The organism is Micromonospora sp. II (genome assembly GCF_001709195.1).
GTDB classification, from domain to species: domain Bacteria; phylum Actinomycetota; class Actinomycetes; order Mycobacteriales; family Micromonosporaceae; genus Micromonospora; species Micromonospora chalcea.
On sequence record NZ_LYXF01000008.1, the window covers coordinates 92,479 to 116,228 of the forward strand.

Annotated in this window: 20 protein-coding genes; 12 read left to right on the forward strand and 8 right to left on the reverse strand. The window is 73.0% G+C overall.

The window, feature by feature from the left end; translation table 11 throughout:
• Nucleotides 1–88 precede the first annotated feature (88 nt).
• Nucleotides 89–1,936, reverse strand: a complete 1,848-nt coding sequence (ilvD, locus tag A8711_RS05305) for a dihydroxy-acid dehydratase (protein ID WP_083296934.1) — start codon at nucleotides 1,934–1,936, stop codon at nucleotides 89–91.
• A gap of 110 nt (nucleotides 1,937–2,046) precedes the next feature.
• Here ilvD and A8711_RS05310 point away from each other — a divergent pair, with 110 nt between their 5' ends.
• The 5 genes from A8711_RS05310 (at nucleotide 2,047) to serA (ending at nucleotide 10,073) form a co-directional block, all read left to right on the forward strand.
• Nucleotides 2,047–4,494 carry a bifunctional diguanylate cyclase/phosphodiesterase gene (locus A8711_RS05310; RefSeq protein WP_069087632.1) on the forward strand — a complete coding sequence of 816 codons (2,448 nt, stop codon included), beginning with the start codon at nucleotides 2,047–2,049 and terminating at the stop codon, nucleotides 4,492–4,494.
• A 180-nt stretch (nucleotides 4,495–4,674) separates the two neighbouring features.
• Nucleotides 4,675–6,570, forward strand: coding sequence for an acetolactate synthase large subunit (locus A8711_RS05315; protein WP_069087633.1), 1,896 nt, complete (start codon nucleotides 4,675–4,677; stop codon nucleotides 6,568–6,570).
• Nucleotides 6,571–7,086 carry an acetolactate synthase small subunit gene (gene ilvN, locus A8711_RS05320; protein WP_018786257.1) on the forward strand — a complete coding sequence of 172 codons (516 nt, stop codon included), beginning with the start codon at nucleotides 6,571–6,573 and terminating at the stop codon, nucleotides 7,084–7,086.
• Nucleotides 7,087–7,145: 59 nt separating this feature from the next.
• A complete protein-coding gene (gene ilvC / locus A8711_RS05325) occupies nucleotides 7,146–8,159 on the forward strand; it encodes a ketol-acid reductoisomerase (protein WP_043325996.1) in 1,014 nt (337 codons plus the stop codon).
• A 315-nt stretch (nucleotides 8,160–8,474) separates the two neighbouring features.
• A complete protein-coding gene (serA, locus tag A8711_RS05330; RefSeq protein WP_043325995.1) occupies nucleotides 8,475–10,073 on the forward strand; it encodes a phosphoglycerate dehydrogenase in 1,599 nt (532 codons plus the stop codon).
• 61 nt (nucleotides 10,074–10,134) lie between these two features.
• Here the strand turns inward: serA and A8711_RS05335 are convergent, their stop codons facing one another.
• Nucleotides 10,135–10,488 (reverse strand): hypothetical protein, encoded by a 354-nt coding sequence (locus A8711_RS05335; RefSeq protein WP_030500876.1) that lies wholly within the window; start codon nucleotides 10,486–10,488, stop codon nucleotides 10,135–10,137.
• Nucleotides 10,489–10,784: 296 nt separating this feature from the next.
• Nucleotides 10,785–11,657 carry an FAD:protein FMN transferase gene (locus A8711_RS05340; protein ID WP_043325992.1) on the reverse strand — a complete coding sequence of 291 codons (873 nt, stop codon included), beginning with the start codon at nucleotides 11,655–11,657 and terminating at the stop codon, nucleotides 10,785–10,787.
• Nucleotides 11,658–11,876: 219 nt separating this feature from the next.
• On the opposite strand from A8711_RS05340, the gene A8711_RS05345 reads away from it, so the two are divergent.
• Both A8711_RS05345 and A8711_RS05350 read left to right on the forward strand, forming a co-directional pair.
• Entirely contained in the window at nucleotides 11,877–12,908 is a 1,032-nt protein-coding gene (locus tag A8711_RS05345) for a 3-isopropylmalate dehydrogenase (RefSeq protein ID WP_030500874.1), read from the forward strand.
• 194 nt (nucleotides 12,909–13,102) lie between these two features.
• Nucleotides 13,103–14,197, forward strand: coding sequence for a branched-chain amino acid aminotransferase (locus A8711_RS05350; RefSeq protein ID WP_043325988.1), 1,095 nt, complete (start codon nucleotides 13,103–13,105; stop codon nucleotides 14,195–14,197).
• A 52-nt stretch (nucleotides 14,198–14,249) separates the two neighbouring features.
• Here A8711_RS05350 and A8711_RS05355 read toward each other — a convergent pair whose 3' ends face one another.
• The 4 genes from A8711_RS05355 to A8711_RS05370 all read right to left on the reverse strand — a co-directional run bounded on the left by A8711_RS05355 (nucleotide 14,250) and on the right by A8711_RS05370 (nucleotide 16,792).
• Nucleotides 14,250–14,990, reverse strand: coding sequence for a tyrosine-protein phosphatase (locus A8711_RS05355; protein WP_069087634.1), 741 nt, complete (start codon nucleotides 14,988–14,990; stop codon nucleotides 14,250–14,252).
• 50 nt (nucleotides 14,991–15,040) lie between these two features.
• Entirely contained in the window at nucleotides 15,041–15,505 is a 465-nt protein-coding gene (locus tag A8711_RS05360; protein WP_030500871.1) for a hypothetical protein, read from the reverse strand.
• Nucleotides 15,506–15,698: 193 nt separating this feature from the next.
• The gene (locus A8711_RS05365; protein ID WP_013284513.1) at nucleotides 15,699–16,229 is read right to left on the reverse strand and encodes a carboxymuconolactone decarboxylase family protein; all 531 of its coding nucleotides are present in this window, start codon (nucleotides 16,227–16,229) and stop codon (nucleotides 15,699–15,701) included.
• 2 nt (nucleotides 16,230–16,231) lie between these two features.
• Nucleotides 16,232–16,792: a peroxiredoxin gene (locus A8711_RS05370; protein WP_069087635.1), complete on the reverse strand. Its 561-nt coding sequence runs from the start codon at nucleotides 16,790–16,792 to the stop codon at nucleotides 16,232–16,234.
• A gap of 318 nt (nucleotides 16,793–17,110) precedes the next feature.
• On the opposite strand from A8711_RS05370, the gene cimA reads away from it, so the two are divergent.
• Nucleotides 17,111–18,709 carry a citramalate synthase gene (gene cimA / locus A8711_RS05375; protein WP_043325985.1) on the forward strand — a complete coding sequence of 533 codons (1,599 nt, stop codon included), beginning with the start codon at nucleotides 17,111–17,113 and terminating at the stop codon, nucleotides 18,707–18,709.
• Between the two features lies 1 nt (nucleotide 18,710).
• Here cimA and A8711_RS05380 read toward each other — a convergent pair whose 3' ends face one another.
• Entirely contained in the window at nucleotides 18,711–19,703 is a 993-nt protein-coding gene (locus tag A8711_RS05380) for an endonuclease/exonuclease/phosphatase family protein (RefSeq protein WP_069087636.1), read from the reverse strand.
• A 281-nt stretch (nucleotides 19,704–19,984) separates the two neighbouring features.
• On the opposite strand from A8711_RS05380, the gene A8711_RS05385 reads away from it, so the two are divergent.
• From A8711_RS05385 to A8711_RS05400, 4 genes are all read left to right on the forward strand, one after another.
• A complete protein-coding gene (locus A8711_RS05385) occupies nucleotides 19,985–20,506 on the forward strand; it encodes a hypothetical protein (RefSeq protein WP_043325982.1) in 522 nt (173 codons plus the stop codon).
• A gap of 192 nt (nucleotides 20,507–20,698) precedes the next feature.
• A complete protein-coding gene (locus tag A8711_RS05390; protein ID WP_043325980.1) occupies nucleotides 20,699–21,748 on the forward strand; it encodes a MoxR family ATPase in 1,050 nt (349 codons plus the stop codon).
• Nucleotides 21,745–22,761 (forward strand): DUF58 domain-containing protein, encoded by a 1,017-nt coding sequence (locus tag A8711_RS05395; RefSeq protein ID WP_064447005.1) that lies wholly within the window; start codon nucleotides 21,745–21,747, stop codon nucleotides 22,759–22,761. The genes A8711_RS05390 and A8711_RS05395 overlap by 4 nt, the downstream gene beginning before the upstream one ends.
• Complete coding sequence (locus tag A8711_RS05400) at nucleotides 22,758–23,717, forward strand: VWA domain-containing protein (RefSeq protein ID WP_064447006.1); 960 nt, start codon at nucleotides 22,758–22,760, stop codon at nucleotides 23,715–23,717. Before A8711_RS05395 ends, A8711_RS05400 begins: the two co-directional genes overlap by 4 nt.
• Nucleotides 23,718–23,750: the final 33 nt, after the last annotated feature.

Sequence of the window (23,750 nt, forward strand, 5' to 3'; positions counted from 1 at the left end):
CTCCACGCCGCCGGACCCTACCGGCGTGCGGGTGTTAAGAAGGGCCCCCTCCTCTACCGGAGGCGTTAAGAAGGGGCCCTTCCTTACATCACTCCGGGACGCGGCGGTAGGCGCCGTCGCTGGCCGAGGTCGCCATCGAGGCGTACGCGCGCAGCGCCGCCGACACCGGACGCTGCCGGTCGACCGGGGTGTACGGGCGATCCCGCTTCTCCTCGGCCACCCGGCGCGCCTCCAGCTCGTCGGCGGGCACGTTCAGCTCGATCGACCGGCCCGGGATGTCGATGACGATCTCGTCGCCGTCGCGGACCAGCGCGATCAGCCCACCGGAGGCGGCCTCCGGGGAGACGTGCCCGATGGACAGGCCGGAGGTGCCGCCGGAGAACCGGCCGTCGGTGAGCAGCGCGCAGGAGCGGCCCAGCCCGCGGCCCTTGAGGAACGAGGTCGGGTAGAGCATCTCCTGCATGCCGGGGCCGCCCTTCGGGCCCTCGTACCGGATCACCACGACGTCTCCGGCGACGATCTCCTTGGCGAGGATCGCGGTCACCGCGTCGTCCTGCGACTCGTAGACCTTGGCCGGGCCGCGGAACGTCAGGCACTCCTCGGGCACGCCGGCGGTCTTCACCACGCAGCCGGCCGGCGCGAGGTTGCCGTGCAGGATGGCCAGGCCGCCGTCCGCGCTGTAGGCGTGCTCCCGGTCCCGGATGCAGCCTCCGGCCGCGTCGGTGTCCAGCGACGACCAGCGGTTGGTGGTGGAGAACGGCTCGGTGGTGCGCACGCCGCCCGGGGCGGCGTGGAACAGTTCGATCGCCTCTCGCGTGGCCGCGCCGCCGCGCACGTCCCAGTCGGCCAGCCACTTGTCGAGGCCGGGGGAGTGCACCGCGCGCACGTCTCGGTGCAGCAGCCCGGCGCGGTCCAGCTCACCGAGGATGGCCGGGATGCCGCCGGCCCGGTGCACGTCCTCCATGTGGTAGTTCGGCGAGTTCGGGGCGACCTTGGCCAGGCACGGCACCCGGCGGGAGATCGCGTCGATGTCGGCGACGCCGAAGTCCAGCTCGGCCTCGCGGGCGGCGGCGAGCAGGTGCAGCACCGTGTTCGTGGAGCCGCCCATGGCCACGTCGAGGGCGATCGCGTTCTCGAACGCCTCCCGGCCGGCGATCGAGCGCGGCAGCACCGAGGCGTCGTCGTTCTCGTACCACTGCTTGGCGATCTCCACGATCGTGCGCCCGGCCTCGACGAACAGCGACCGGCGTGCGGCGTGGGTGGCGAGCGTCGAGCCGTTGCCTGGTAGCGCGAGGCCGATCGCCTCGGTGAGGCAGTTCATCGAGTTGGCGGTGAACATGCCGGAGCAGGACCCGCAGGTCGGGCAGGCGGAGCGCTCGATCTCGCCGAGTTGGTCGTCGGTGACCGCCTCGTTCGAGGAGGCGATCATGGCGTCGATCAGGTCGATCTTGGAGTGCACGACGCCCTCGATCGCCACCGTCTTGCCGGCCTCCATCGGGCCGCCGGAGACGAAGACGGTGGGGATGTTGAGCCGCAGCGCGGCGAGCAGCATGCCCGGGGTGATCTTGTCGCAGTTGGAGATGCAGACCAGGGCGTCCGCGCAGTGCGCGTTGACCATGTACTCGACCGCGTCGGCGATCAGCTCCCGGCTGGGCAGGGAGTAGAGCATGCCGCCGTGGCCCATGGCGATGCCGTCGTCCACGGCGATGGTGTTGAACTCCCGCCCCACGCCGCCGGCCTCGGCCACCGCGTCGGCGACCAGGCCGCCGAGGTCCTTGAGGTGGACGTGACCGGGTACGAACTGGGTGAAACTGTTGGCGATGGCGACGATCGGCTTGCCGAAGTCGTCGTCGGTCATCCCGGTGGCCCGCCACAGGGCCCGGGCGCCGGCCATCGTCCGACCGTGGGTGGAGGTCCTCGACCGCAGCTCAGGCATGACAACCAGTCTGACACCATCCCGGCGGCGCGCCCCCGCCGCGCACCCTGTGTCCCAACAGTTGCACACCCGGTGCCCCACGGGGGGCGCTCATCCGGCACAGTTGACGCGTGCAGTCGTCCCCGGGGATGGTCACCGTCGCGGCGCTGAGCGGGATCGCCGCGGCCGCCGCCACGGTGCTGCTCGCCGCGTCCGCGCGGCGGCGCACCGGCCCTCGGCGGCAGGCCCACCTGCTGCTGGCCGTCGCCGCCGGGGCGGCCCTGCTCAGCCTGCTGGTCGGTCTCGGCGGTCTGCTCGCGGCCGGGGACCACTGGGCGCACCGGCAGGGCCAGCGGACCGGCTGGGCGGCAGTGGTCGCGGTGGGCACCACGCTCGCCGGGCTCGGCCTCGGCGCCGCCGTGCTCCGGCTGCCCGGCGCCGCCGCGACCCGCGCCGCCACCGCCCGGCTGCTGCTGGACGGCCTGATCATGGGCAGCGCGCTCTGGTTCGTCGGCTGGGTGGCGTTCAGCGAGCCGACCCGGCTGCTCGGTGAGGCCACCCCGGTCGCCTGCCTGCCGATCGTGCTGGCCTCGATCATCGCGGCGCTGACCACCGGGCTGACCGTGATCCTGGTGCTGCGGGTCGCGCCGCCACGCGGGTGGCTGACCCTGCTCGGCGTCGGCGCGATAGCGGTCACCGCGGGCGGTCTGGGCGTCTCGGCCGGGCTCTGCCAGGCCGGTCCCGGCCTGGCGCTGACCGGCGCCGCGCTGACCGCCGCCGGCCTGCTCGCCACCGCCGTGGCCGGACGCCGGGCCGACCTGACGCAGCTCGACGTCGATCTCATCCGCCGCGACGGCGAGTACGCCTTCGTGCCGATGTTCGCCATCGCCGCCTCCGCGATGTACCACCTGGTGCAGGGTGGCGGGTTCGACGGGTACGCCATCGTGGCCGGCACGGTCGAGGGCTTCGCCCTGGTCACCCGGCAGTACCTGGCGCTCAACGACGTACGCGGCTACGCGGGCCGGCTGGCCGAGCGGGAGGCGCACTTCCGTGAGCTGGCGCACACCGACCCGCTCACCGGGCTGGCGAACCGGCGCGGGCTGCTGCGGGCCCTGCACCGCTGCGCCGAGTCGGGCGTGCCCTGCGTCCTGCTCGGGCTCGACCTGGACGGGTTCAAGAACGTCAACGACATGCGGGGCCACGACGTCGGCGACGCGGTGCTGATCGAGGTGGGGCGGCGGCTGCGGGGCAACCTGCGGCCGGGTGACCTGGCGGCCCGGCTCGGCGGCGACGAGTTCGCGGTGCTGATGCACGGGTCGGCCGATCCCGGCCCGGTGGCCGACCGGCTGCTCGGGGTGCTCGGCCGCCCGTACGAGCAGGGGGACGGTCCGGTCTTCCTGTCGGTGAGCATCGGCGTGGCGGCCGGGCACGGCGACGCGGACGTGGAGCTGCTGCTGCGCAACGCCGACCTGGCGCTGCGCTACGCCAAGCAGCGGGGCAAGAACCGGATCGAGCGCTACGACGCCACGTACGACCAGTTGCTGAGCCGGCGTACCCGGCTGGAGCACGAGCTGCGCGGCGCGATCGAGCGCGACGAGCTGCGGCTGGTCTTCCAGCCGGTGGCCTCGCTGCCGTCGGTGCGTCCGGTCGGCGCCGAGGCGCTGCTGCGCTGGCGGCACCCGGAGCTGGGCAACGTCCGGCCGGACGAGTTCATCCCGCTCGCCGAGGAGTGCGGGATGATCGCCAAGCTCGGCGCGTGGGTGTTGCACCAGGCCTGCTACCAGCTCTCCCGCTGGCTCGCCGACGGGCACGACGTGTGGGTGTCGGTGAACGTCTCACCGCGCGAGCTGCACGCGCCGGAGTACGTGGTCCAGGTCGCCGAGGCGCTGCGCGCGCACCACGTGCCGCCGCAGCGGCTGGTGCTGGAGGTGACCGAGCACGCGGTCGCCACCGACCTGGACGAGCTGATCCGGCGGCTCACCGCGCTGCGGCTGACCGGCGTCCGGATCGCGCTGGACGACTTCGGCGCCGGCTACTCGTCGCTCGGCCAGCTCCGGCGGCTGCCGATCGACATTCTCAAGATCGACCACAGTCTGGTCGCCGAGCACGAGCCGGTCCGGCCGGTCGGGCGGGACGGTCCGGCGTTCGCGCCGATGGTCGACATCGTCATGCGCCTGGGGCATCAGCTCGGCCTGGAGGTGATCGCCGAGGGCGTGACCAATCCGACCGAGCTGGCCGCGGTGGTGGCCGCCGGCTGCCGGTTCGGTCAGGGGGCGCTGTTCGGCTGGGGCGTGCCGGCCGAGCACCTGGAGGCGATGCTGGAGGCGGCGACCGCGCCCGGGAACCGGCACACCGCGATGCCGCAGACACCACCGGCCCCGCCGGCGCACAGCCCGTCTCCGTTGCTGCCCCGGCTGCGCAACAACCCGCCCGCCACGGTGCCCGCCCAGCGTCCTCCGATGGAGGGATCTTCGCAGGTGGCGCCGGGAGTGGAGGGCATGCCGGGTGCCGAAACGCCCACGTCCGTGAACCAAAATGTGGGATCAGTTGACTCATCGCGTGAGATGCGTCAGGCTTAGCCGCATGTCGTCGAACCGGTCGCCGCGAGTACTTACCTGAGCGCACTCTCCCACCGAGAGTGCGCTGGCCCCGTGCATCCTGCACGTGGGCTTTTTTGTTGCCGTCGGACCCATCGCGGGACCTCCGCGTCCCATCCTGAGAAGCGCGTCACCCACTCACTTCCGAAGGCTTGAACCGCCATGACGAGACCCACGCCCGAGACCCTCGCCCACTCCGCCCGCCGTGCCCGTTCCGGCACCGGCGCGGCCGGTGACTCCGACTCCGCCGCCCGCCCCGGCCGTGCCGCCCCGGCGGCCGCCACCACCGAGACGCCCGTACGGGAGCCCGCCACCGCGCAGGTCTCGGGGGCCGGTTCGCTCGTGCGGTCGCTGGAGGCGCTCGGCGTCGACGTGGTCTTCGGCATTCCGGGCGGTGCGATCCTGCCCGCGTACGACCCGCTCTACGACTCCACGGTCCGCCACATCCTGGTCCGGCACGAGCAGGGCGCCGGGCACGCGGCCACCGGTTACGCGCAGGCCACCGGCCGGGTGGGCGTCTGCATCGCCACCTCCGGCCCGGGCGCGACGAACCTGGTGACGCCGATCGCCGACGCCTACATGGACTCGGTGCCGATGGTGGCGATCACCGGCCAGGTGGCCCGGCCGTCGATCGGCACGGACGCCTTCCAGGAGGCGGACATCCAGGGCATCACGCTGCCGATCACCAAGCACAACTTCCTGGTGCAGACGGCCGACGAGATCCCGCGGGTGCTGGCCGAGGCGTTCCACCTGGCCGCGACCGGCCGGCCCGGCCCGGTGCTCGTCGACATCCCGAAGGACGTGCTCCAGGCGCCGGCGACCTTCTCCTGGCCGCCCGCGCTCGACCTGCCCGGCTACCGGCCCACGCTGCACCCGCACGGCAAGCAGATCCGCGAGGCGGCCCGGCTGATGACCTCGGCCCGCCGTCCGGTGCTCTACGTCGGCGGCGGCGTGCTCAAGGCCGGCGCCACCGAGGGGCTGCGCAAGCTGGCCGAGCAGACCGGCATCCCGGTGGTCACCACGCTGATGGCGCTCGGCGCGTTCCCCGACTCGCACCGCCAGCACCTGGGCATGCCGGGCATGCACGGCACCGTGGCCGCGGTCTACGGCCTGCAGAAGGCCGACCTGATCGTGGCGCTGGGCGCCCGCTTCGACGACCGGGTGACCGGCAAGCTCGACTCGTTCGCGCCGGACGCGACTGTGGTCCACGCCGACATCGACCCGGCCGAGATCGGCAAGAACCGGCACGCCGACGTCCCGATCGTGGGCGACGCGCGGCACGTCATCGACGAGCTGATCGCGGCGGTCACCGCCGAGCAGGCCGCGCACCCGTCGGTCGACCTGACCGACTGGTGGGCGCAGCTCGACGACCTGCGCGAGCGGTACCCGCTCGGTTTCGAGGAGCCGGCCGACGGCACGCTCTCCCCGCAGTACGTGATCAAGCGGCTGGGCGAGATCGCCGGCCCGGACGCGATCTACGTGGCGGGCGTCGGCCAGCACCAGATGTGGGCCAGCCAGTTCATCTCGTACGAGAAGCCGCACACCTGGCTCAACTCCGGTGGCCTGGGCACCATGGGCTACGCCGTTCCGGCCGCGATGGGGGCCAAGGTCGGCAAGCCGGACACCACCGTGTGGGCGGTCGACGGCGACGGCTGCTTCCAGATGACCAACCAGGAGCTGGCCACCTGCGCGCTGGAGGGCATCCCGGTCAAGGTCGCCGTGATCAACAACGGCAACCTGGGCATGGTGCGGCAGTGGCAGACCCTGTTCTACGGGGAGCGCTACTCCAACACCGAGCTGGGCACGCACAAGCACCGCATCCCGGACTTCGTCAAGCTCGCCGAGGCGCTCGGCTGCGTCGGGCTGCGCTGCGAGAACGCCGCCGACGTGGACAAGACCATCGAGGCGGCCATGGCGATCAACGACGCGCCGGTGGTCATCGACTTCGTGGTCGGCAAGGACGCGATGGTCTGGCCGATGGTCGCCGCCGGCACCAGCAACGACGAGATCATGTTCGCGCGGGGCGTGCGCCCTGCTTTCGACGAGGACGAACTCTAAATGACGATGCACACGCTGTCCGTGCTGGTGGAGAACAAGCCGGGCGTCCTGGCCCGGGTCTCCGGGCTGTTCTCCCGGCGCGGGTTCAACATCGACAGCCTCGCCGTCGGCGAGACCGAGAACCCGGACGTCTCCCGCATCACCATCGTGGTCAACGCCGAGTCCTCACCGCTGGAGCAGGTGACCAAGCAGCTCAACAAGCTGGTCAACGTACTCAAGATCGTGGAGCTGGATCCGCAGGTGTCGGTGGCGCGGGAGCTGCTGCTGGTCAAGGTCCGCGCGGACCGCACGGCCCGCGCCCAGGTGCTGGAGACGGTCGGCCTGTTCCGTGCCCGGGTGGTCGACGTCGCGCCGGACACGCTGACGATCGAGGCCACCGGCACGCCGGACAAGCTCGACGCGCTGCTGCGTGACCTGGAGCCGTTCGGCATCAAGGAGATGGTCCAGTCCGGCACGGTGGCCATCGGGCGGGGTTCCCGGGCCATCACCGCCGGCCCGGCCCTGCGCGCCGCCTGATCCGTACCCACAAGTTTTTTCGACGGGCCGACGGGCTCCGCCGTACGAAAGGGAAGTCAATGAGCGTTGAGGTGTTCTACGACGACGACGCCGACCTGGGCCTGATCCAGGGCCGCAAGGTCGCCGTGATCGGGTACGGCAGCCAGGGCCACGCGCACGCGCTGTCGCTGCGCGACTCGGGCGTCGACGTGGTGATCGGCCTGCCCGCCGGGTCGAAGAGCCGGCCGAAGGCCGAGGAGCAGGGCCTGCGGGTGCTCACGCCCGCCGAGGCGGCCGCCGAGGCCGACGTGATCATGATCCTGGCGCCGGACACGGCCCAGCGGCACATCTACGCCGAGGCCATCGCGCCGAACCTGACCGCGGGCAAGGCGCTGTTCTTCGGGCACGGCTTCAACATCCGGTACGGCCTGATCAAGCCCCCGGCCGACGTGGACGTGGCGATGGTCGCCCCGAAGGGCCCCGGTCACCTGGTCCGCCGCCAGTACGTCGACGGCAAGGGCGTGCCCTGCCTGGTCGCCGTCGAGCAGGACGCCAGCGGCAACGCGTTCGGCCTCGCCCTGGCGTACGCCAAGGCGATCGGCGGCACCCGCGCCGGCGCGATCCGGACCACGTTCACCGAGGAGACCGAGACCGACCTGTTCGGCGAGCAGGCGGTGCTCTGCGGCGGCGCGGCGGCGCTGGTGCAGACCGGTTTCGAGGTGCTCACCGAGGCCGGCTACGCGCCCGAGGTGGCCTACTTCGAGTGCCTGCACGAGCTGAAGCTGATCGTCGACCTGATGTACGAGGGCGGCATCGCCCGGATGCGCTACAGCATCTCCGACACCGCCGAGTACGGCGACCTGTCCCGTGGCCCGCGCGTGATCGACTCGCGGGTCAAGGAGGAGATGCGCAAGATCCTCGGCGAGATCCAGTCCGGCGAGTTCGCCCGCGAGTGGGTGGCCGAGGACGAGGCCGGCCGGCCGAACTTCGCCAAGTGGCAGGCCGAGGGCGCGGCGCACCCGATCGAGGAGACCGGGCAGAAGCTGCGCGGCATGATGAGCTGGGTCGACCGGCCGATCACCGAGACCGCCTGAGTTCTTCCCTCGTGCGGCCCGTGGCCCGACGCTCTCCCCGGCGTCCGGCCGCGGGCCGCCGTGCGTTCACGTGTTGAGACACGGTGAGTAGCGCCTCGTCCCGTACCGCACCCGTTAACGGGGGATGACGGGCGTGCGACGGGCCTTTGTGAGGGCCCTCACCCCGCACTCCGGGACACGCCGGGCGGGCAGCCACCTACCATCCTTGGTGTGGTGCCCCGGCGCACCCGACGGCCATGGCACGGATCGGCGTAGGGCGCAGCGCGGCGCCCCGGCGTCCCAGGCCGCACCATTACCGAGCGTCTACGAGGACCGATGAATCCTGTCGTACTGATCGCCGAAGAACTCGCCCCCGCCGCCATCGAGGTGCTCGCCCACGACTTCGACGTGCGGCACGTGGACGGCACCGATCGCCCGGCCCTGCTCTCCGCCCTCTCCGAGGCCGACGCGGTGATCGTACGCAGCGCCACCCAGATCGACGCCGAGGCGATCGCGGCCGCGCCGCGGCTCAAGGTGGTCGCCCGGGCCGGCGTCGGTCTGGACAACGTCGAGGTGCCCGCCGCCACCGCCCGGGGCGTCATGGTGGTGAACGCGCCCACCTCGAACATCGTCTCCGCCGCCGAGCAGGCCGTCGCGCTGCTGCTCGCGGTGGCCCGCAACACCGCCAGCGCCAGCGCCGCGCTCAAGGCCGGCGAGTGGAAGCGGTCCAAGTACACCGGCGTGGAGATCCAGGGCAAGACCGTGGGCGTGGTCGGCCTCGGCCGCATCGGCGTGCTGTTCGCACAGCGCATCGCCGCGTTCGGCACCCGGCTGATCGCGTACGACCCGTACATCCAGCCGGCCCGCGCCGCGCAGCTCGGTGTCCGCCTGGTCGGGCTGGAGGAGCTGCTGCGGGAGAGCGACTTCATCTCGATCCACCTGCCGAAGACGCCGGAGACGGTGGGCCTGATCGGCGAGAAGGAGCTGGCGATCGTCAAGCCGGGCGTCCGGATCGTCAACGCGGCCCGGGGCGGGCTGGTCGACGAGCAGGCGCTCGCCGACGCGATCGCGGAGGGCCGGGTCGCCGGCGCCGGCGTCGACGTGTACGCCAAGGAGCCCTGCACCTCCTCGCCGCTGTTCGCCTTCGACAACGTGGTGGCCACCCCGCACCTGGGCGCCTCCACCAACGAGGCGCAGGACAAGGCCGGTCTGGCCGTGGCCAAGAGCGTCAAGCTGGCGCTGCAGGGCGAGTTCGTGCCGGACGCGGTGAACGTGCAGGCCGGCGGCGTGGTCGCCGAGGACGTACGCCCGCTGCTGCCGCTGGCCGAGCGGCTGGGCCGGGCGTTCACCGCCCTGGCCGGCGGGGTGGCCGCCAGCGTCACCGTCGAGGTGCGCGGTGAGATCGCCGCCCACGACGTGTCGGTGCTCAAGCTGGCCGCGACCAAGGGCCTGTTCAGCTCCGTGGTGGAGGAGCAGGTCACCTACGTCAACGCGCCGCACCTGGCGGCCGAGCGGGGTGTCGAGGTCACGCTGGCCACGCCGGGCGAGACGGTCGACCACCCGAACCTGGTGACCGTGCGCGGCGCGCTGCCGGACGGCCGTACCGTCCGGGTGTCCGGCACCGTGGTGCACACCGGCGCCCGGGACGTGTTCAAGCTGACCGAGGTGGACGGCTTCGACGTCGAGATCGGCGCGGAGGGCATCCTGGTCTTCCTGCGCTACGCCGACCGGCCCGGCGTGGTCGGCACCGTCGGCACGCTGCTCGGCGAGGCCGGCGTCAACATCGCCGCCATGCAGGTGGCCCGCCGTGAGGCCGGCGGCGAGACGCTGATGACGCTCACCGTCGACCAGGCGCTCGGCGCCGACCTGCTCACCTCCGCCGCCGACTCGATCGGCGCGGTGGCGGCCAGCGCGGCCGACCTGCGCGACGTGTAGTCCGGACAGGACACATCGGGGCCCGGCCGGATGCGGCCGGGCCCTTCGTCGTTCCGGCCGGTCAGGAACGCACGCGGGCCGGTGGCGGGTAGACCGAGCCGTCCTGCGCGTCGAAGAGCATCAGGTCGTGTTCGCCGGCCAGCCGTTCGATGTCCAGCAGGACCTGGTCCGGGCAGGTCGGGTTCAGGTTCATCTCGATGTGGTCGGCGGCCGTGTGCAGCGGCGCCTCCCAGGGCGTACCCGGCCGGGTCGGACCGTCGGGGTAGCTCGCCGTGATCGCCCGGTAGAAGGCGACCAGCCTCGGGTCGGGTTGCTGCTTGCCGTGCCAGCCCTCGCGGCACTGCTGCACCGCCGCCCGCACCTGCTCCGGTGTCGCCCCGTTCGGCAGGGCCCACACGCTCAGATCGAAACTCACGGCGGACAGCGTGCCATCCCGGGCCCGGCCCGTCACCTCTGCCCCACCGTGCGTTCACCGGCTGATTGCCGACACCGATTCCCCGGCGTCCGCTGTGGAGACTCTTGCGTCGAGTTGCGTCGATTCGCTAGCGTACCGTTGCGGTTTCCGGCTGAGTCGATTCCCCGGCCCGTCTTCGGGTGGCGCGGTCGGGCGTCCGCCCCGTCGGCCCGCACCCCTCGATTGCGCGAGCCACGCGCACTCGTCGCTGACCGGCCCCCACGGTCGTTGCCGAGACCGCGGGGGCCGATCGCGGCTCAGCGCCGGTGCTGCGCGAACAGCGGGCGGTAGTCCGAGTCCTGGCGGAACCAGGCCAGTCCGGCCGGTCCGGCGGCGTACAGGGCGGTGGCGTAGGCGTCGGCGACGGCGAGGTCCGGGCCGATCACGGTGGCGGCCGCCAGGCGGTCGGTCGGCTCGCCGGTGTGCGGGTCGATCACGTGCCCCCGCCGCCCGGTGACACCGGAGGTGCCCACCGCGCCGGTCGTCATCTCCAGCACGAGCGGCGTGCGCCGGGTGTCGGTGGGGTGGTGCACGGCCACGCGCCACGGCCCGCCGTGCGCCGCGCGCCCGCGTACCGTCAGGTCGGCGCCGCTGAGCACGGCGTAGTCGTGGATGCCGGCGGCGCGCAACCGCGCCGCGGCCCGCTCCACGGCCCAGCCGCCGAGCAGGCCGCCCGGGTCGAAGCCGCCGGGCACGGCCCAGGCGTCGAACCAGCCGTCGGTCGCCGCCCGCATCGACGCGCAGAGGTCGATCAGGTCGGCCAGCGGGGGGTACGAGTCGGGGCTGATCTCGTCGCGGCGCAGCCGGGACACGAGGCTGTCCGGCCGGTTCGGTCCGTAGGTGAGGTCGATGGCGCGCAGTTCGGCGACGGCGTCCCGCAGCGCCTCGCCCACCACCCGGTGGCCCAGCCACTCGGGCGCGTTGAGCAGCAGTGTGTAGTCGGCGGTCGAGGTGGCCACCGTGTGCCGGACGGTGATCCGGCCGGACGCGCCGGCGCCGGGCCGCTCGACGCGGTGGCTGCTGGCGCCCAGGTGCAGGTCCGGACGGACCGGGCGGAACGCGGACTGGTCGACCCAGCGGGTACGTGGTTGCTCGTCCGCCCAGTGGGTCCGCCGGTGCTCGATCCGCATGACACCTGCCCCTCGGTGGTCGCCGCCGTGTCGCGGCGGTGGCCGGTTCCGGGCCTGCGTCGACCCGATGAAACCCGACCCTAAGCAGTGGAGATGACCGCGCCATGGGTGTCAGCTGGGAGGATTCTGTGACTCGCGTTCCCGAATGGTGGAAGATTCGTACCGGGGGACGGGACACCGACGTACCGTTGCCGGGAACGTCGAGACGAGGAGCATCAGGTGGCACGCATCGCGGTGGTGGCCGGCGACGGCATCGGACCCGAGGTGGTCGCGCAGGCCCGCAAGGTCCTCGACGCGGTGCTGCCCGGCATCGAGGCCACCGAGTACGACCTGGGCGCGGCGCGCTGGCACCGCACCGGCGAGGCGCTGCCCGACTCCGTCCTCGACGAGCTGGCCGGTCACGACGCGATCCTGCTCGGCGCGGTCGGCGACCCGACCGTGCCGCCGGGCGTGCTGGAGCGCGGCCTGCTGCTCAAGCTCCGGTTCGCCTTCGACCAGTACGTCAACCTGCGCCCGTCCCGGCTCTGGCCCGGCGTCGGCGGCCCGCTCGCCGCGGTCAAGCCCGGCGAGGTCGACCTCGTGGTGGTCCGCGAGGGCACCGAGGGGCTGTACGCGGGCGCCGGTGGCGCGCTGCACCGGGACACCCCGGCCGAGGTGGCCACCGAGGAGAGCCTGAACACCCGGCACGGCGTCGAGCGGGTCATCCGCGACGCCTTCGCCCGCGCCCGCCGTCGCGAACGGCGCAAGGTCACGCTCGTGCACAAGACCAACGTGCTCACCCACGCCGGTTCGCTCTGGTCGCGCGCCTTCGCCGCGGTGGCCGCCGAGCACCCCGACGTCACCACCGAGTACCAGCACATCGACGCCGCCGCGATGTTCCTGGTGACCAACCCGTCCCGGTACGACGTGGTGGTCACCGACAACCTCTTCGGCGACATCCTCACCGACATCGCCGCCGCGGTGACCGGTGGCATCGGGCTGGCGGCCAGCGGCTGCATCAACCCGGAGGGGCGCTACCCGTCGATGTTCGAGCCGGTGCACGGCTCCGCGCCGGACATCGCCGGCAAGGGCGTCGCCGACCCGGTCGCCGCCGTGCTCTCCGCCGCGCTGCTGCTGGACCAGCTCGGCCACGCCGACGCCGCCGCCCGGGTCACCGCCGCGGTCGGCGCCGAGCTGGCCGCGCGCACGCCTGGCGCGCCCCTGCGCACCGAGGAGGTCGGCGACCGGCTCGCCGGGTACGCCGTATCCTGACCGGGCCGATCCTCACCTGGCGGCCCGGTAACGGGCCGCCAGACCCGTCTCCGGGCCCGATTCGGCGGTCCGGTGCAGCGCAGCCGTCCGAGGGGCGGACCTATCCGCTGAACGACCGTTCGGGGTAAGTTTCTGGCACCAGTGACGTCGGCGTGCGATCCCGCATGCCGTGAACCCGCAGGGAGGTCAGCGCGATGAGCGGTGGTGACAAGCTCGATTTCGAGATCCGTCCGAATCCCGCGCCGGTATCCGCCGCCGACCGGGCCGCCCTGCTGGCGAACCCCGGTTTCGGCCGGGTCTTCACCGACCACATGGTCACCATCCGCTACGCCGAGGGCAAGGGCTGGTACGACGCCCGCCTGGAGGCGCGCGCGCCGATCCCGATGGACCCGGCCGCGGCGGTGCTGCACTACGCGCAGGAGATCTTCGAAGGGCTGAAGGCGTACCGCACCGGCGACGCGGTGACGATGTTCCGCCCGGAGGCCAACGCGGCCCGGTTCAGCGCGTCCGCCCGCCGGCTCGCCATGCCGGAGCTGCCGGAGGCGACGTTCGTGGAGTCGCTGCGCCGCCTGGTCGAGATCGACCAGGCGTGGATCCCGGAGCACGAGGACGCCAGCCTCTACCTGCGTCCGTTCATGTTCGCCAGCGAGGTCTTCCTCGGCGTGCGCCCGGCCAACGAATACCTGTACTGCGTCATCGCCTCGCCGGCCGGGGCGTACTTCTCCGGCGGGGTGAAGCCGGTGACGGTCTGGGTCTCGCCGGACTACACCCGGGCCGCGCCCGGCGGCACCGGCGCGGCGAAGTGCGGCGGCAACTACGCCGCGTCGCTCGCGGCGCAGGCCGAGGCGATCGAGGCGGGCTGCGACCAGGTGGTCTTCCTGGACGCGGTCGAGCGGCGCTACGTGGACGAGCTGGGCGGCATGAACGTCTTCTTCGTCTACGACGACGGCAGCATCGTCACCCCGCCGCTGGGCGGCACGATCCTGCCCGGCATCACCCGCGACGCGATCCTCACCCTGGCCGCCGAGGCCGGGCACGAGGTGCGGGAGGCGCCGGTCAGCTTCGCCGACTGGCAGGCCGACGCGGCGAGCGGGCGGCTGCGCGAGGTGTTCGCCTGCGGCACGGCCGCTGTCGTCACCCCGATCGGCGGCGTGCGCTTCCCGGAGGGCGAGTTCCTCATCGGCGGCGGCGAGCCCGGCCAGGTCACCATGGCCCTTCGCCAGAAGCTGGTGGACATCCAGCGCGGTCGCGCCGAGGACCCGCACGGCTGGGTCACCCGGGTCATCTGACCGCCCGACCGCGCGGTGAGCAGCGAGTCCGCTCCCTGCTCACCGCGCGGCGTCAGTCCAGCAGGTGGGTGCGCAGCGACTCCAGTTGCGTCTCGGTGACGCCCGCGTGGGTCAGGTAACCCTCGACCGAGCCGTGGCCGGCGCGCAGCTCGGCCAGGAACAGCTCCATCGTCTCGGCCGGTGACTCCAGGAACGGCGGCGGCGGTTCCTCCGCGTCCGGCAGCGTGGCGCGGACCCACTCGGTGAAGCGCTGCGACGCCGCGGTGCTGAGCGCGTAGTCGGCGACCACGTCCTCGTCGGGCACCCCGAGCACGGACAGCGTGAGCGCGCAGACGATGCCGGTGCGGTCCTTCCCGGCGACGCAGTGCACCACCACCGGCGCGTTGGCGCTGTCCGCGATCAGCCCGACCGCCTCGGCGAGCCCGGCGGTCCCGGTACGCGCCAGGTCGGCGTACCGGTCGGCCAGGTAGCGGGCCAGGCTGACGCCGGAGGCGTCGAACCGGTTCGCGCCCCAGTCGGCGTGCTCGGGGTGGATGTGCCGGTAGGCGAGCCCGTCGTAGGCGGGCACCCGCCCGTCGCGTTCCACCTCGGTGGGGCGGCGCAGGTCGATCACGGTACGGATGCCGAGCGCGGTGAACGCCGCCCGGTCGGTCTCGTCGATGCGGTGCAGCGAGTCGGAACGGTAGAGCCGGCCGCGGCGCACGGTGCGCCCGTCCTGAGCGGCGTATCCGCCGACGTCGCGGAAGTTGAACAGGGTGGGGAAGGGGCTCTGCGGGGCGTCCACATCCGACACGGTACGGCCGGCGGGGCGTTCCCACGTCCCCGCCGGCCGTCGCCGCGGTGTCAGATGCGCGGCGGCACGTCCGGTGGCAGCGCCGAGTGGCTCTCGCCGTAGTAGCCGCCGAGCCGGTCCCGGTAGCCCGGGTCGGCGTGGCTGGACTCGTCGTACTCCGGGGCGGCCTTGATCTGGTCCTTCTCCCGGTCGACGTGCACGGTGCGGGCGTCGTGGTCGACGTGGTTCACGGTCCCGGCCGGGAGCATCACCTTCTTGCCGAAGATCCACGGCCCGGTGTCCACGACCAGGTAGCTGTCGTCCACCTCGTGGCTCGCCCGGTCGATCTTGCCGATGGCGCCGTCGGTGGCCTCGACCTTGTAGCCGGTCAGGTCGGCGCTCGCCACGCCCGCCTCGTCGCGGTAGCGCCACGGGTCGAAGGCGCCCGCCGGGGCGCCCCCGGCGACGGTGCCCCGGCCGTCGTCGAGGATCGGCTCGGTGCCGCCGTGCGTGGCGCGCGGGTCCAGTCCGTCCATGTGCCGCCTCCCGTCCCCAGGGCCGCGGCCGTCGCGGCGCCGTCATCAGTCGGGAGGGTTACCCACCCTGTCCGGGCACCAACCCGCCGGCGGCCGGCCCGCCGACGCCGAGGGGCCGGCGCCACGGTGGTGACGCCGGCCCCTCGGGAGGTCGGCCCGCGCGGCGCCGGTCGGGCGCGTCCGGGCCGGTGGATCAGGCCAGCGCGGCCTCCGCGTCCAGGGTCACCGCGGCGGCGTGTACGACGGCGGCGATCCGCAGCCCCTCGTGCACCTGCTCCCGGCTGAACCCGGCGGCGCGCAGCGTCTTCTCGTGCGACTCCAGGCAGACGCCGCAGCCGGTGATCGCCGAGACGGCGAGGCACCACAGCTCGAAGTCGGTCTTCTCCACGCCGGGGCGGGCGATGATCTGCATCCGCAGCCGGGCCGGCAGCGACGCGTACTGCTCGTCGCCGATCAGGTGCTTGGCCCGGTAGTAGACGTTGTTCATCGCCATGACCGCCGCCGCGCCCTTGGCCGCCTCGACCGCCTCGGGCGTGAGGTGACCGGCCGCCTCGGCGGCGATCTCCCGCAGCACCACCGGGTTGCGGGCGGCCACCGCGCAGGCCAGGGCGGTGCCCCACGCCTGCTCCGGCTTCAGCGTCGAGGTGGTGATGGTGGAGCCGAGGTTGAGCCGGATGTCCTTGGCGTACTCGGGCAGGCCCGCCTTGATCGCGTCCAGGCCCATGGTCAGGCCCCGGCGCCGGCGAGGAGCGCGTTGGCGTCGAGCGTCGCCGCGCCCTTGTTCCAGTTGCACGGGCACAGCTCGTCGGTCTGGAGCGCGTCGAGCACCCGCAGCACCTCGGAGACGTTGCGGCCGACCGAGCCGGCGGTCACCATGACGAACTGGATCTCGTTGTTCGGGTCCACGATGAAGGTGGCCCGCTGGGCGACACCGTCGGCGCCGAGCACGCCGCAGGCGGAGGTCAGCTCACGCTTGATGTCGCTGAGCATCGGGAAGGGCAGCTCGCGCAGGTCCGGGTGGTCCTTGCGCCAGGCGTAGTGGACGAACTCGTTGTCGACGGAGACGCCGAGCACCTGGGCGTCGCGGTCGGCGAACTCGCCGTTGAGGCGGCCGAACTCGGCGATCTCGGTGGGGCAGACGAAGGTGAAGTCCTTCGGCCAGAAGAACACGACGCGCCACTGGCCCTCGTGGGACTTGTGGTTGATCGTCTCGAACGCCTTGTCGGCGTCGAGCGATACGCAGGCGGTGAGTTCGTACTCGGGGAAGTGGTCACCGACAGTGAGCACGGGTCCTCCTTGAGCGTGACCCGGCAGCACCGCCGGGCCAGTAACTGGATCTGTTCAAGATTCTTCCGCAGCCCTGTTTGCGCTCGTGGCGGGCGGTGGCCGGGTGTGAAGGCGGTCACCAGCCCCGCGATCGTCCCGGAATATGGGTTTCGCCTCCCAAAAGCGGGGGCGGGGTGGCAGAGTACTGGTCGTGACCAGCTTCGTCCTGATCATTAGCAGCTAGCGCGCCGGCCTTCCCTCGCCGAGCGCGCAGACCTCCCGCATCCGCGGGGGGTCTTTTTGTTTGCGCCCCAGGACGGACACGAGAAGAGGACTCCGATGACCTTCCAGGTGTACGACACGACGCTGCGCGACGGCGCCCAGCGCGAAGGACTCACGTACTCGGTGGTCGACAAGCTGGCGGTGGCCCGCCTGCTCGACGACCTCGGGGTCGGCTTCATCGAGGGGGGCTGGCCGGGCGCGGTGCCCAAGGACACCGAGTTCTTCCGCCGGGCCCGCACCGAGCTGGAACTGCGGCACGCGATCCTGGTCGCCTTCGGCGCCACCCGCAAGGCCGGCCTCGCGGTCGAGGACGACCCGCAGGTGCGCGGGCTGCTCGACGCGCAGACCCCGGCCGTCGCCCTGGTCGCCAAGGCGGACCTGCGGCACGTGGAACGCGCGCTGCGCACCACCGCCGAGGAGAACCTCGCCATGATCCGCGACACCGTGTCGTACCTGGTGGCGCAGGGCCGGCGGGTCTTCGTCGACGGGGAGCACTGCTACGACGGGTTCCGCTTCGACCCGGGCTACACCACCGCGGTGGCGGAGACCGCGCTGGCCGCCGGCGCCGAGCGCTTCGTCCTCTGCGACACCAACGGCGGCATGCTGCCCTCCCAGGTCACCGCCGTGATCGAAGGGCTGGTGGCGCGCACCGGGATCGCGCCGGAACGGCTCGGCATGCACGCGCAGAACGACACCGCCTGCGCGGTCGCCAACACCATCGCCGCCGTCGAGGCCGGCGTCCGCCACGTGCAGGGCACCGCCAACGGGTACGGCGAGCGCCCCGGCAACGCCGACATCTTCGCGATCGTCGCCAATCTTCAGCTCAAGCTGGGCATGCCCGTCCTACCGGAGGGCTGCCTGGAACAGATGGTGCGGGTCTCGCACGCCATCGCCGAGATCGCCAACATCGCCCCCGACACCCACCAGGCCTACGTCGGGGCCGCCGCCTTCGCTCACAAGGCGGGGCTGCACGCGAGCGCGATCAAGGTCGACCCGTTGCTCTACAACCACGTGGAACCCACCGTGGTGGGCAACGACATGCGGATCCTGGTGACCGAGATGGCCGGCCGGGCCAGCATCGAGCTCAAGAGCCGTGAGCTCGGTCTGGACCTGGCCGGCCATCCGGACACCCTGTCCAAGGTCACCGGGCGGGTCAAGGAACTGGAGGCCGACGGCTGGTCGTTCGAGGCCGCCGACGCCTCGTTCGAACTGCTGGTCCGCTCGGAACTGCCGGGCGCGGCTCCGGTCCGGCCGTTCACGCTGGAGTCGTACCGGGTGCTGGTCGAGCACCGCGAGGACGGCGCGGTGGTCTCCGAGGCCACTGTGAAGATCCGGGTACGCGGCGAGCGGGTGATCGCCACCGCCGAGGGCAACGGCCCGGTCAACGCGCTGGACGAGGCGTTGCGGGTGGCGCTGTCCCGGCACTACCCGGAGCTGCGCGAGTTCCAGCTGGCCGACTACAAGGTCCGCATCCTGGAGGGCAGCCACGGCACCGGCGCGGTGACGCGCGTACTCGTGGAGACCGCCGGGGCGGGCCGCGACTGGACCACCGTGGGCGTGCACCCGAACGTGGTGGAGGCAAGCTGGCACGCGCTCGTCGACGCGCTCACCTACGGCCTGGACCGGACCCGCGTGACGGGCGGGACCGCGGCCTGACTCACCCGGCCGGCAGGCGCAGCTCGGCCAGCAACGCGCGGTGGTCGCTGCCCGGCACCGGGAAGGTGCCGGCGGCGCGCACCGCGATGCGCCGGTCCACCAGGACGTGGTCGATGGTGACCGGCGGGATCGGGTCGCCGTCGTACGGCCCCCAGGTGCCGCCGAACCCGGCCCCGGCCGCGTCCGCCGCGTCGGTGTAACCGGTGGCGATCAGCTCCCGCAGCGCCGCGTGGTCGAGCGTCGCGTTGAAGTCCCCGGCCAGCACGCTCAGCCCGCTGTCCGGGGTGGCCGGCGGCTGGGCGCGCTGGTCGGTCCACCAGTCCGGCACCACGTCCACCGCGTACGGCGCGGCCGGGTGCGCCGACTCCACCCGTAACGGCGGCGCGCCCGGCACCGTCACCGTCGCGTACGCCTGGGTGAAGAAGAACCCCTTGTTGCGGCGGTGCCCGGTGTCGCGCAGCGGGTGGCGGGCGTACACGCCGGAGCCGGTGGAGCCGACCTCGGGGCTCAGCGACCGGTAGGGCAGCAGCGTGGCCAGGCCGAGCCGGTCCAGCTCGGCCGCGAGCGCCGGGGTGAGCTCCTGCACCGTGAGCACGTCCACCCGCCGGACCCGGGCCAGGTCGACAAGTCCCGCCGGGTCGGCCGAGCCGAGGCGCAGGTTGGCGGTGAGCAGCCGCAGCGTCGGCCCGTCGGCCGGGGGACGGGCGTCGGGGACCGCCCGGGGCGCCACCGCGCCGATCAACGACAGCGCGGCGAGGGCCGCGACCACCGCCGGGGCCCGGCGCCGCAGGGCGAGCGCCGACACCGCCACGACCGGGGCCAGCGCGGCGACGTACGGCGTGAAGGCGATCGCCAGCACCAGCGGACCGCGTTCCAGCCCGGCCAGGCGTACCAGCGCCCAGGCGGCGACCGGCGCCGCTGCCAGCCAGCACGCGGCGGTGGCCCAGCGGCCGCCCCGGGTGCCGCCCCGGGACAGGTCCGGAGCTGTGATCATGGCCGTCAGGCTACCCGGGTCCGCGCTGCCGCGATGCCCGGCGAAACAATTTCGTGAATGCTCGACCGCAATTTCTGAGCACTTTTTCGATCGGTCGGACACGCAATATGAGCTATTGACCGCCCGCGTTTTCCGGTGCTACGTTCCCCCTGGTTGAGACGTCGCGACTCTCTGTAGTAAGGCCAGCTCACGAGCGGTGCGCTCCCCGGGCGGATTCCCGATGATCCGCAATTTGACGCGCGCAGTCGCCGTATCACCACGGTTTAACCAAGGGAGAACTCATGGCCACATTCTTCAAGCGAAAGGCGACGGTGGTGGCGCTCGCCGCGCTGTCCCTCACCCTGGCCGGTGGCGGGATCGCCGCGGCCGCCCAGGCGGAGGCGCGACCCCAGCCCGGCGCCCGGCACAGCACCGCGCAGCCGCCGGTGACCGCCGCCGAGCGGCAGGCCGCCCGCGCCGCCATGCGGGCCACGCTGGCCCCGCCGGCCCCCGGTCAGGTCGCCTGGGCGGTCGTGTCGGCGAACGGGACGCTGCTGCAGCACTCCGGCAACGTGGTGTCCTCGCTCCGGTTCGTACCCGGCCCGGGCGTGTCCGCCGGGCAGTACCAGGTGCTGTTCGACTACGACGTGTCCGCCAAGGCGTACCACGTCTCGATCGGCACGAACGACTCGGCGAACGTGCCGCCGGGCGGCGAGATCTCGGCCGCGCCGCGCACGCTGACCCCCAACGCGGTCTTCGTGCAGACCCGCAACTCCACCGGCGGCTTCGCCGACCGGCCGTTCCACATCCTGGTCGCCAACTGACCCGTCCGGCCGCGCACCGGCCTCCGCTGCGGCGGGGGCCGGTGTCGTGTTCCGTCCCGGTCCCGCCCGGACCGATGGGGTTCGCGCCGTTGCCGCCCGATCGGGGAGATGCTGCCCGTCCGGTTCGGCCACTGCCGGTCCGGGTCCGATAATCCGACGTTTGTCGCCGGTCCGGCCCGGGAAGCAAGCACCGTGACGGACATCTCGGACACCCTGGCCAGCGTGCCCAGCCCGGTCGATGCCGACGCGAGCGGCGTCGAGCTGGAACAGACCCTCGCCGAGGTCAAACGCGTGATCGTCGGGCAGGATCGGCTCGTCGAACGCCTGCTCACCGCCCTCATCGCCGACGGTCACTGCCTGCTGGAGGGCGTACCGGGGGTGGCCAAGACGCTCGCGGCGCAGACCCTCGCCACAGTCGTCGGCGGCACCTTCTCCCGGATCCAGTTCACGCCCGACCTGGTGCCCTCCGACATCGTCGGCACCCGCATCTACCGCGCCTCGACCGAGCAGTTCGACGTGGAGCTGGGACCGATCATGGCGAACCTCGTGCTCGCCGACGAGATCAACCGGGCCCCGGCCAAGGTGCAGTCGGCCCTGCTGGAGGCAATGGCCGAGCGGCAGGTCTCGATCGGCGGGCGGAGCTGGCCGGTGCCGGAGCCGTTCCTGGTCCTGGCCACCCAGAACCCGATCGAGTCCGAGGGCGTCTACCAGCTCCCCGAGGCGCAACGCGACCGCTTCCTCATGAAGGTCGTGGTCGACTACCCGAGCGACGCCGACGAGCTGGCCATCCTCTACCGGATGAGCACCGAGCGCCCCACCGCGAGCACCGTGCTCGACCCGATCCGGCTGCGGGAACTCCAGCGCCGCGCCACCGACGTCTTCGTCCACCACGCGCTCGCCGAGTACGTGGTCCGCCTCATCCTCGCCACCCGCGACCCGCAACGCTTCGGCCTGCCCGACATCGCGCCGCTGCTGGCGTACGGGGCCAGCCCCCGGGCCACGCTCGGCCTGGTGGCCGCCGCCCGCGCGCAGGCGCTCATCCACGGCCGCGACTACGTCCTCCCCGAGGACATCCGGGACCTGGCGGTGGACGTGCTGGCGCACCGGCTCGTGCTCACCTTCGACGCGGTCGCCGACGGGATCTCCGGCGAGGACGTGGTGCGCCGGGTGATCGAGGCGGTGCCACCACCCCGGCTGGTGAACGGGCCCACCGAGGCGGCGCCGGACCTGGCGGCGGCATGACCGGCGCGGCCGAGCCCGGGCTGACCGACCTCGCGCCCGACCAGCGGCTGCGCCGGCTGGAGCTGACGGTGACCCGGCGGCTCGACGGCCTGCTGCACGGCCGGTACCGGGGCCTGCTGCCCGGGCCGGGCAGCGAGGCCGCCGGCAGCCGGGAGTACCGCCCCGGCGAGGACGAGGTACGCCGGATGGACTGGGCGGTCACCGCCCGGACCACGGTGCCGCACGTCCGCCAGGTCGACGCGGACCGGGAACTGACCACCTGGCTGCTCGTCGACGCCAGCCCCAGCATGGAGTACGGCACCTCCACGCTGGACAAACGGGAGCTGGCGGTGGCCGCTGTCGCAGCGATCGGCTTCCTCACCGCCGGAGTCGGCAACCGGCTCGGCGCGCAGGTGCTCACGCCCGACGGGCTGCGCCGATTCCCGGCCCGCAGCGGGCGTACCCATCTGCTCGGGCTGCTCCGCGCGCTGCTCGGCGCCCCGCGTACCGACGACCGGCGGGACCCGGACGGCGCGGGCGCGGCCGGCGCACGCCCGCCCGCCGCGGGGCCGGGCCTGGCCGACGGCCTGGACGGCCTGCAGCGTGTCGCCACCCGGCGCGGGCTCGTGGTGATCGTCTCCGACTTCCTCGACGAACTGCCCGACGACCCGGACGCCGCGCCCCCGCCGTGGGCCGCGGCGCTGCGCCGCCTCGCGGTCCGTCATCAGGTGCTCGCGGTCGAGGTGACCGACCCGCGCGAGCTGGAACTGCCCGACGTCGGGCTGATCACGCTCGTCGACCCGGAGAGCGGCCGGCACCGCGAGGTGTGGACCGGCGACCCGGACCTGCGCGAGCGGTACGCGCGCGCCGCCGCCGAGCAGCGCGAGCAGGTACGCCACACGCTGCGCCGGGCCGGCGCCACCCACATGGCACTGCGCACCGACCGGGACTGGTGCGCGGACGTGGTGCGGCACGTGCACGAGCAGCGCCGGCTGGCCACCGTGCCGGCCGCCGCCCGCGGAGGTGTCGCATGACCTGGCAGTCACCAGCCCGCCTCTGGCTGCTGCTCGCCGTCCTCGCGCTGGTCGCCGGCTACCTGGTGCTGCAACGGCGGCAGAGCCGGTACGCGGTGCGTTTCACCAACCTGCGCCTGCTGGACCGGGTCGCCCCGCGCCGCCCGGCCTGGCGCCGGCACGTGCCGGCGGGCCTGTTCCTGGCCATGCTGGCGCTGCTCGTGGTCGGGTTCGCCCGCCCCGAGGCGGAGGTGCGGGTCCCCCGGGAACGGGCCACCGTGATGGTGGCTGTCGACGTCTCCACCTCGATGCTCGCCGGTGACGTGGACCCGGACCGGTTGACAGCGGCCAAGGACGCCGGCCGGCGGTTCGTCGACGGGCTGCCCGACGAGTTCAACGTTGGCCTCGTCGCGTTCGCCGGCAGCGCCGCGGTGCTGGTGCCGCCGAGCACCGACCGGGAGGCGCTGCACGACGGCATCGGGCGGCTGGCCGAGGGCATCACCGGCGTGCAGGGCACCGCGATCGGCGAGGCGATCAGCACCTCGCTCGGCGCGGTAAAGAGCCTTGACGCGACTGCCGCGAAGGACCCGCCGCCGGCCCGGATCATCATCCTCTCCGACGGCGCGAACACCTCCGGGATGGACCCGATCGAGGCCGCCGACCAGGCCGTCGCCGCCAAGGTCCCGGTGCACACGATCTCCTTCGGCACGCCCGGGGGATCGGTCGACCGGGGCGGCCGGGCGATCCAGGTGCCGGTGGACGGGCAGACGCTGCGGGCGGTCGCCGAGCAGACCGGTGGCGGATTCCACGAGGCGTCCACCACCGCCGAGCTGAAGGACGTCTACGAGGACATCGGCACCTCCGTCGGCTACCGCACCGAACGGCAGGACATCTCGGCCCGCTTCATCGGCCTCGGGCTGGTCCTGGCGATGGGCGCCGCCGCCGGCTCGCTGCGGTGGTTCTCCCGGCTGCCCTGACCCGCACACCACTACCGCACGACATGTGAGGAG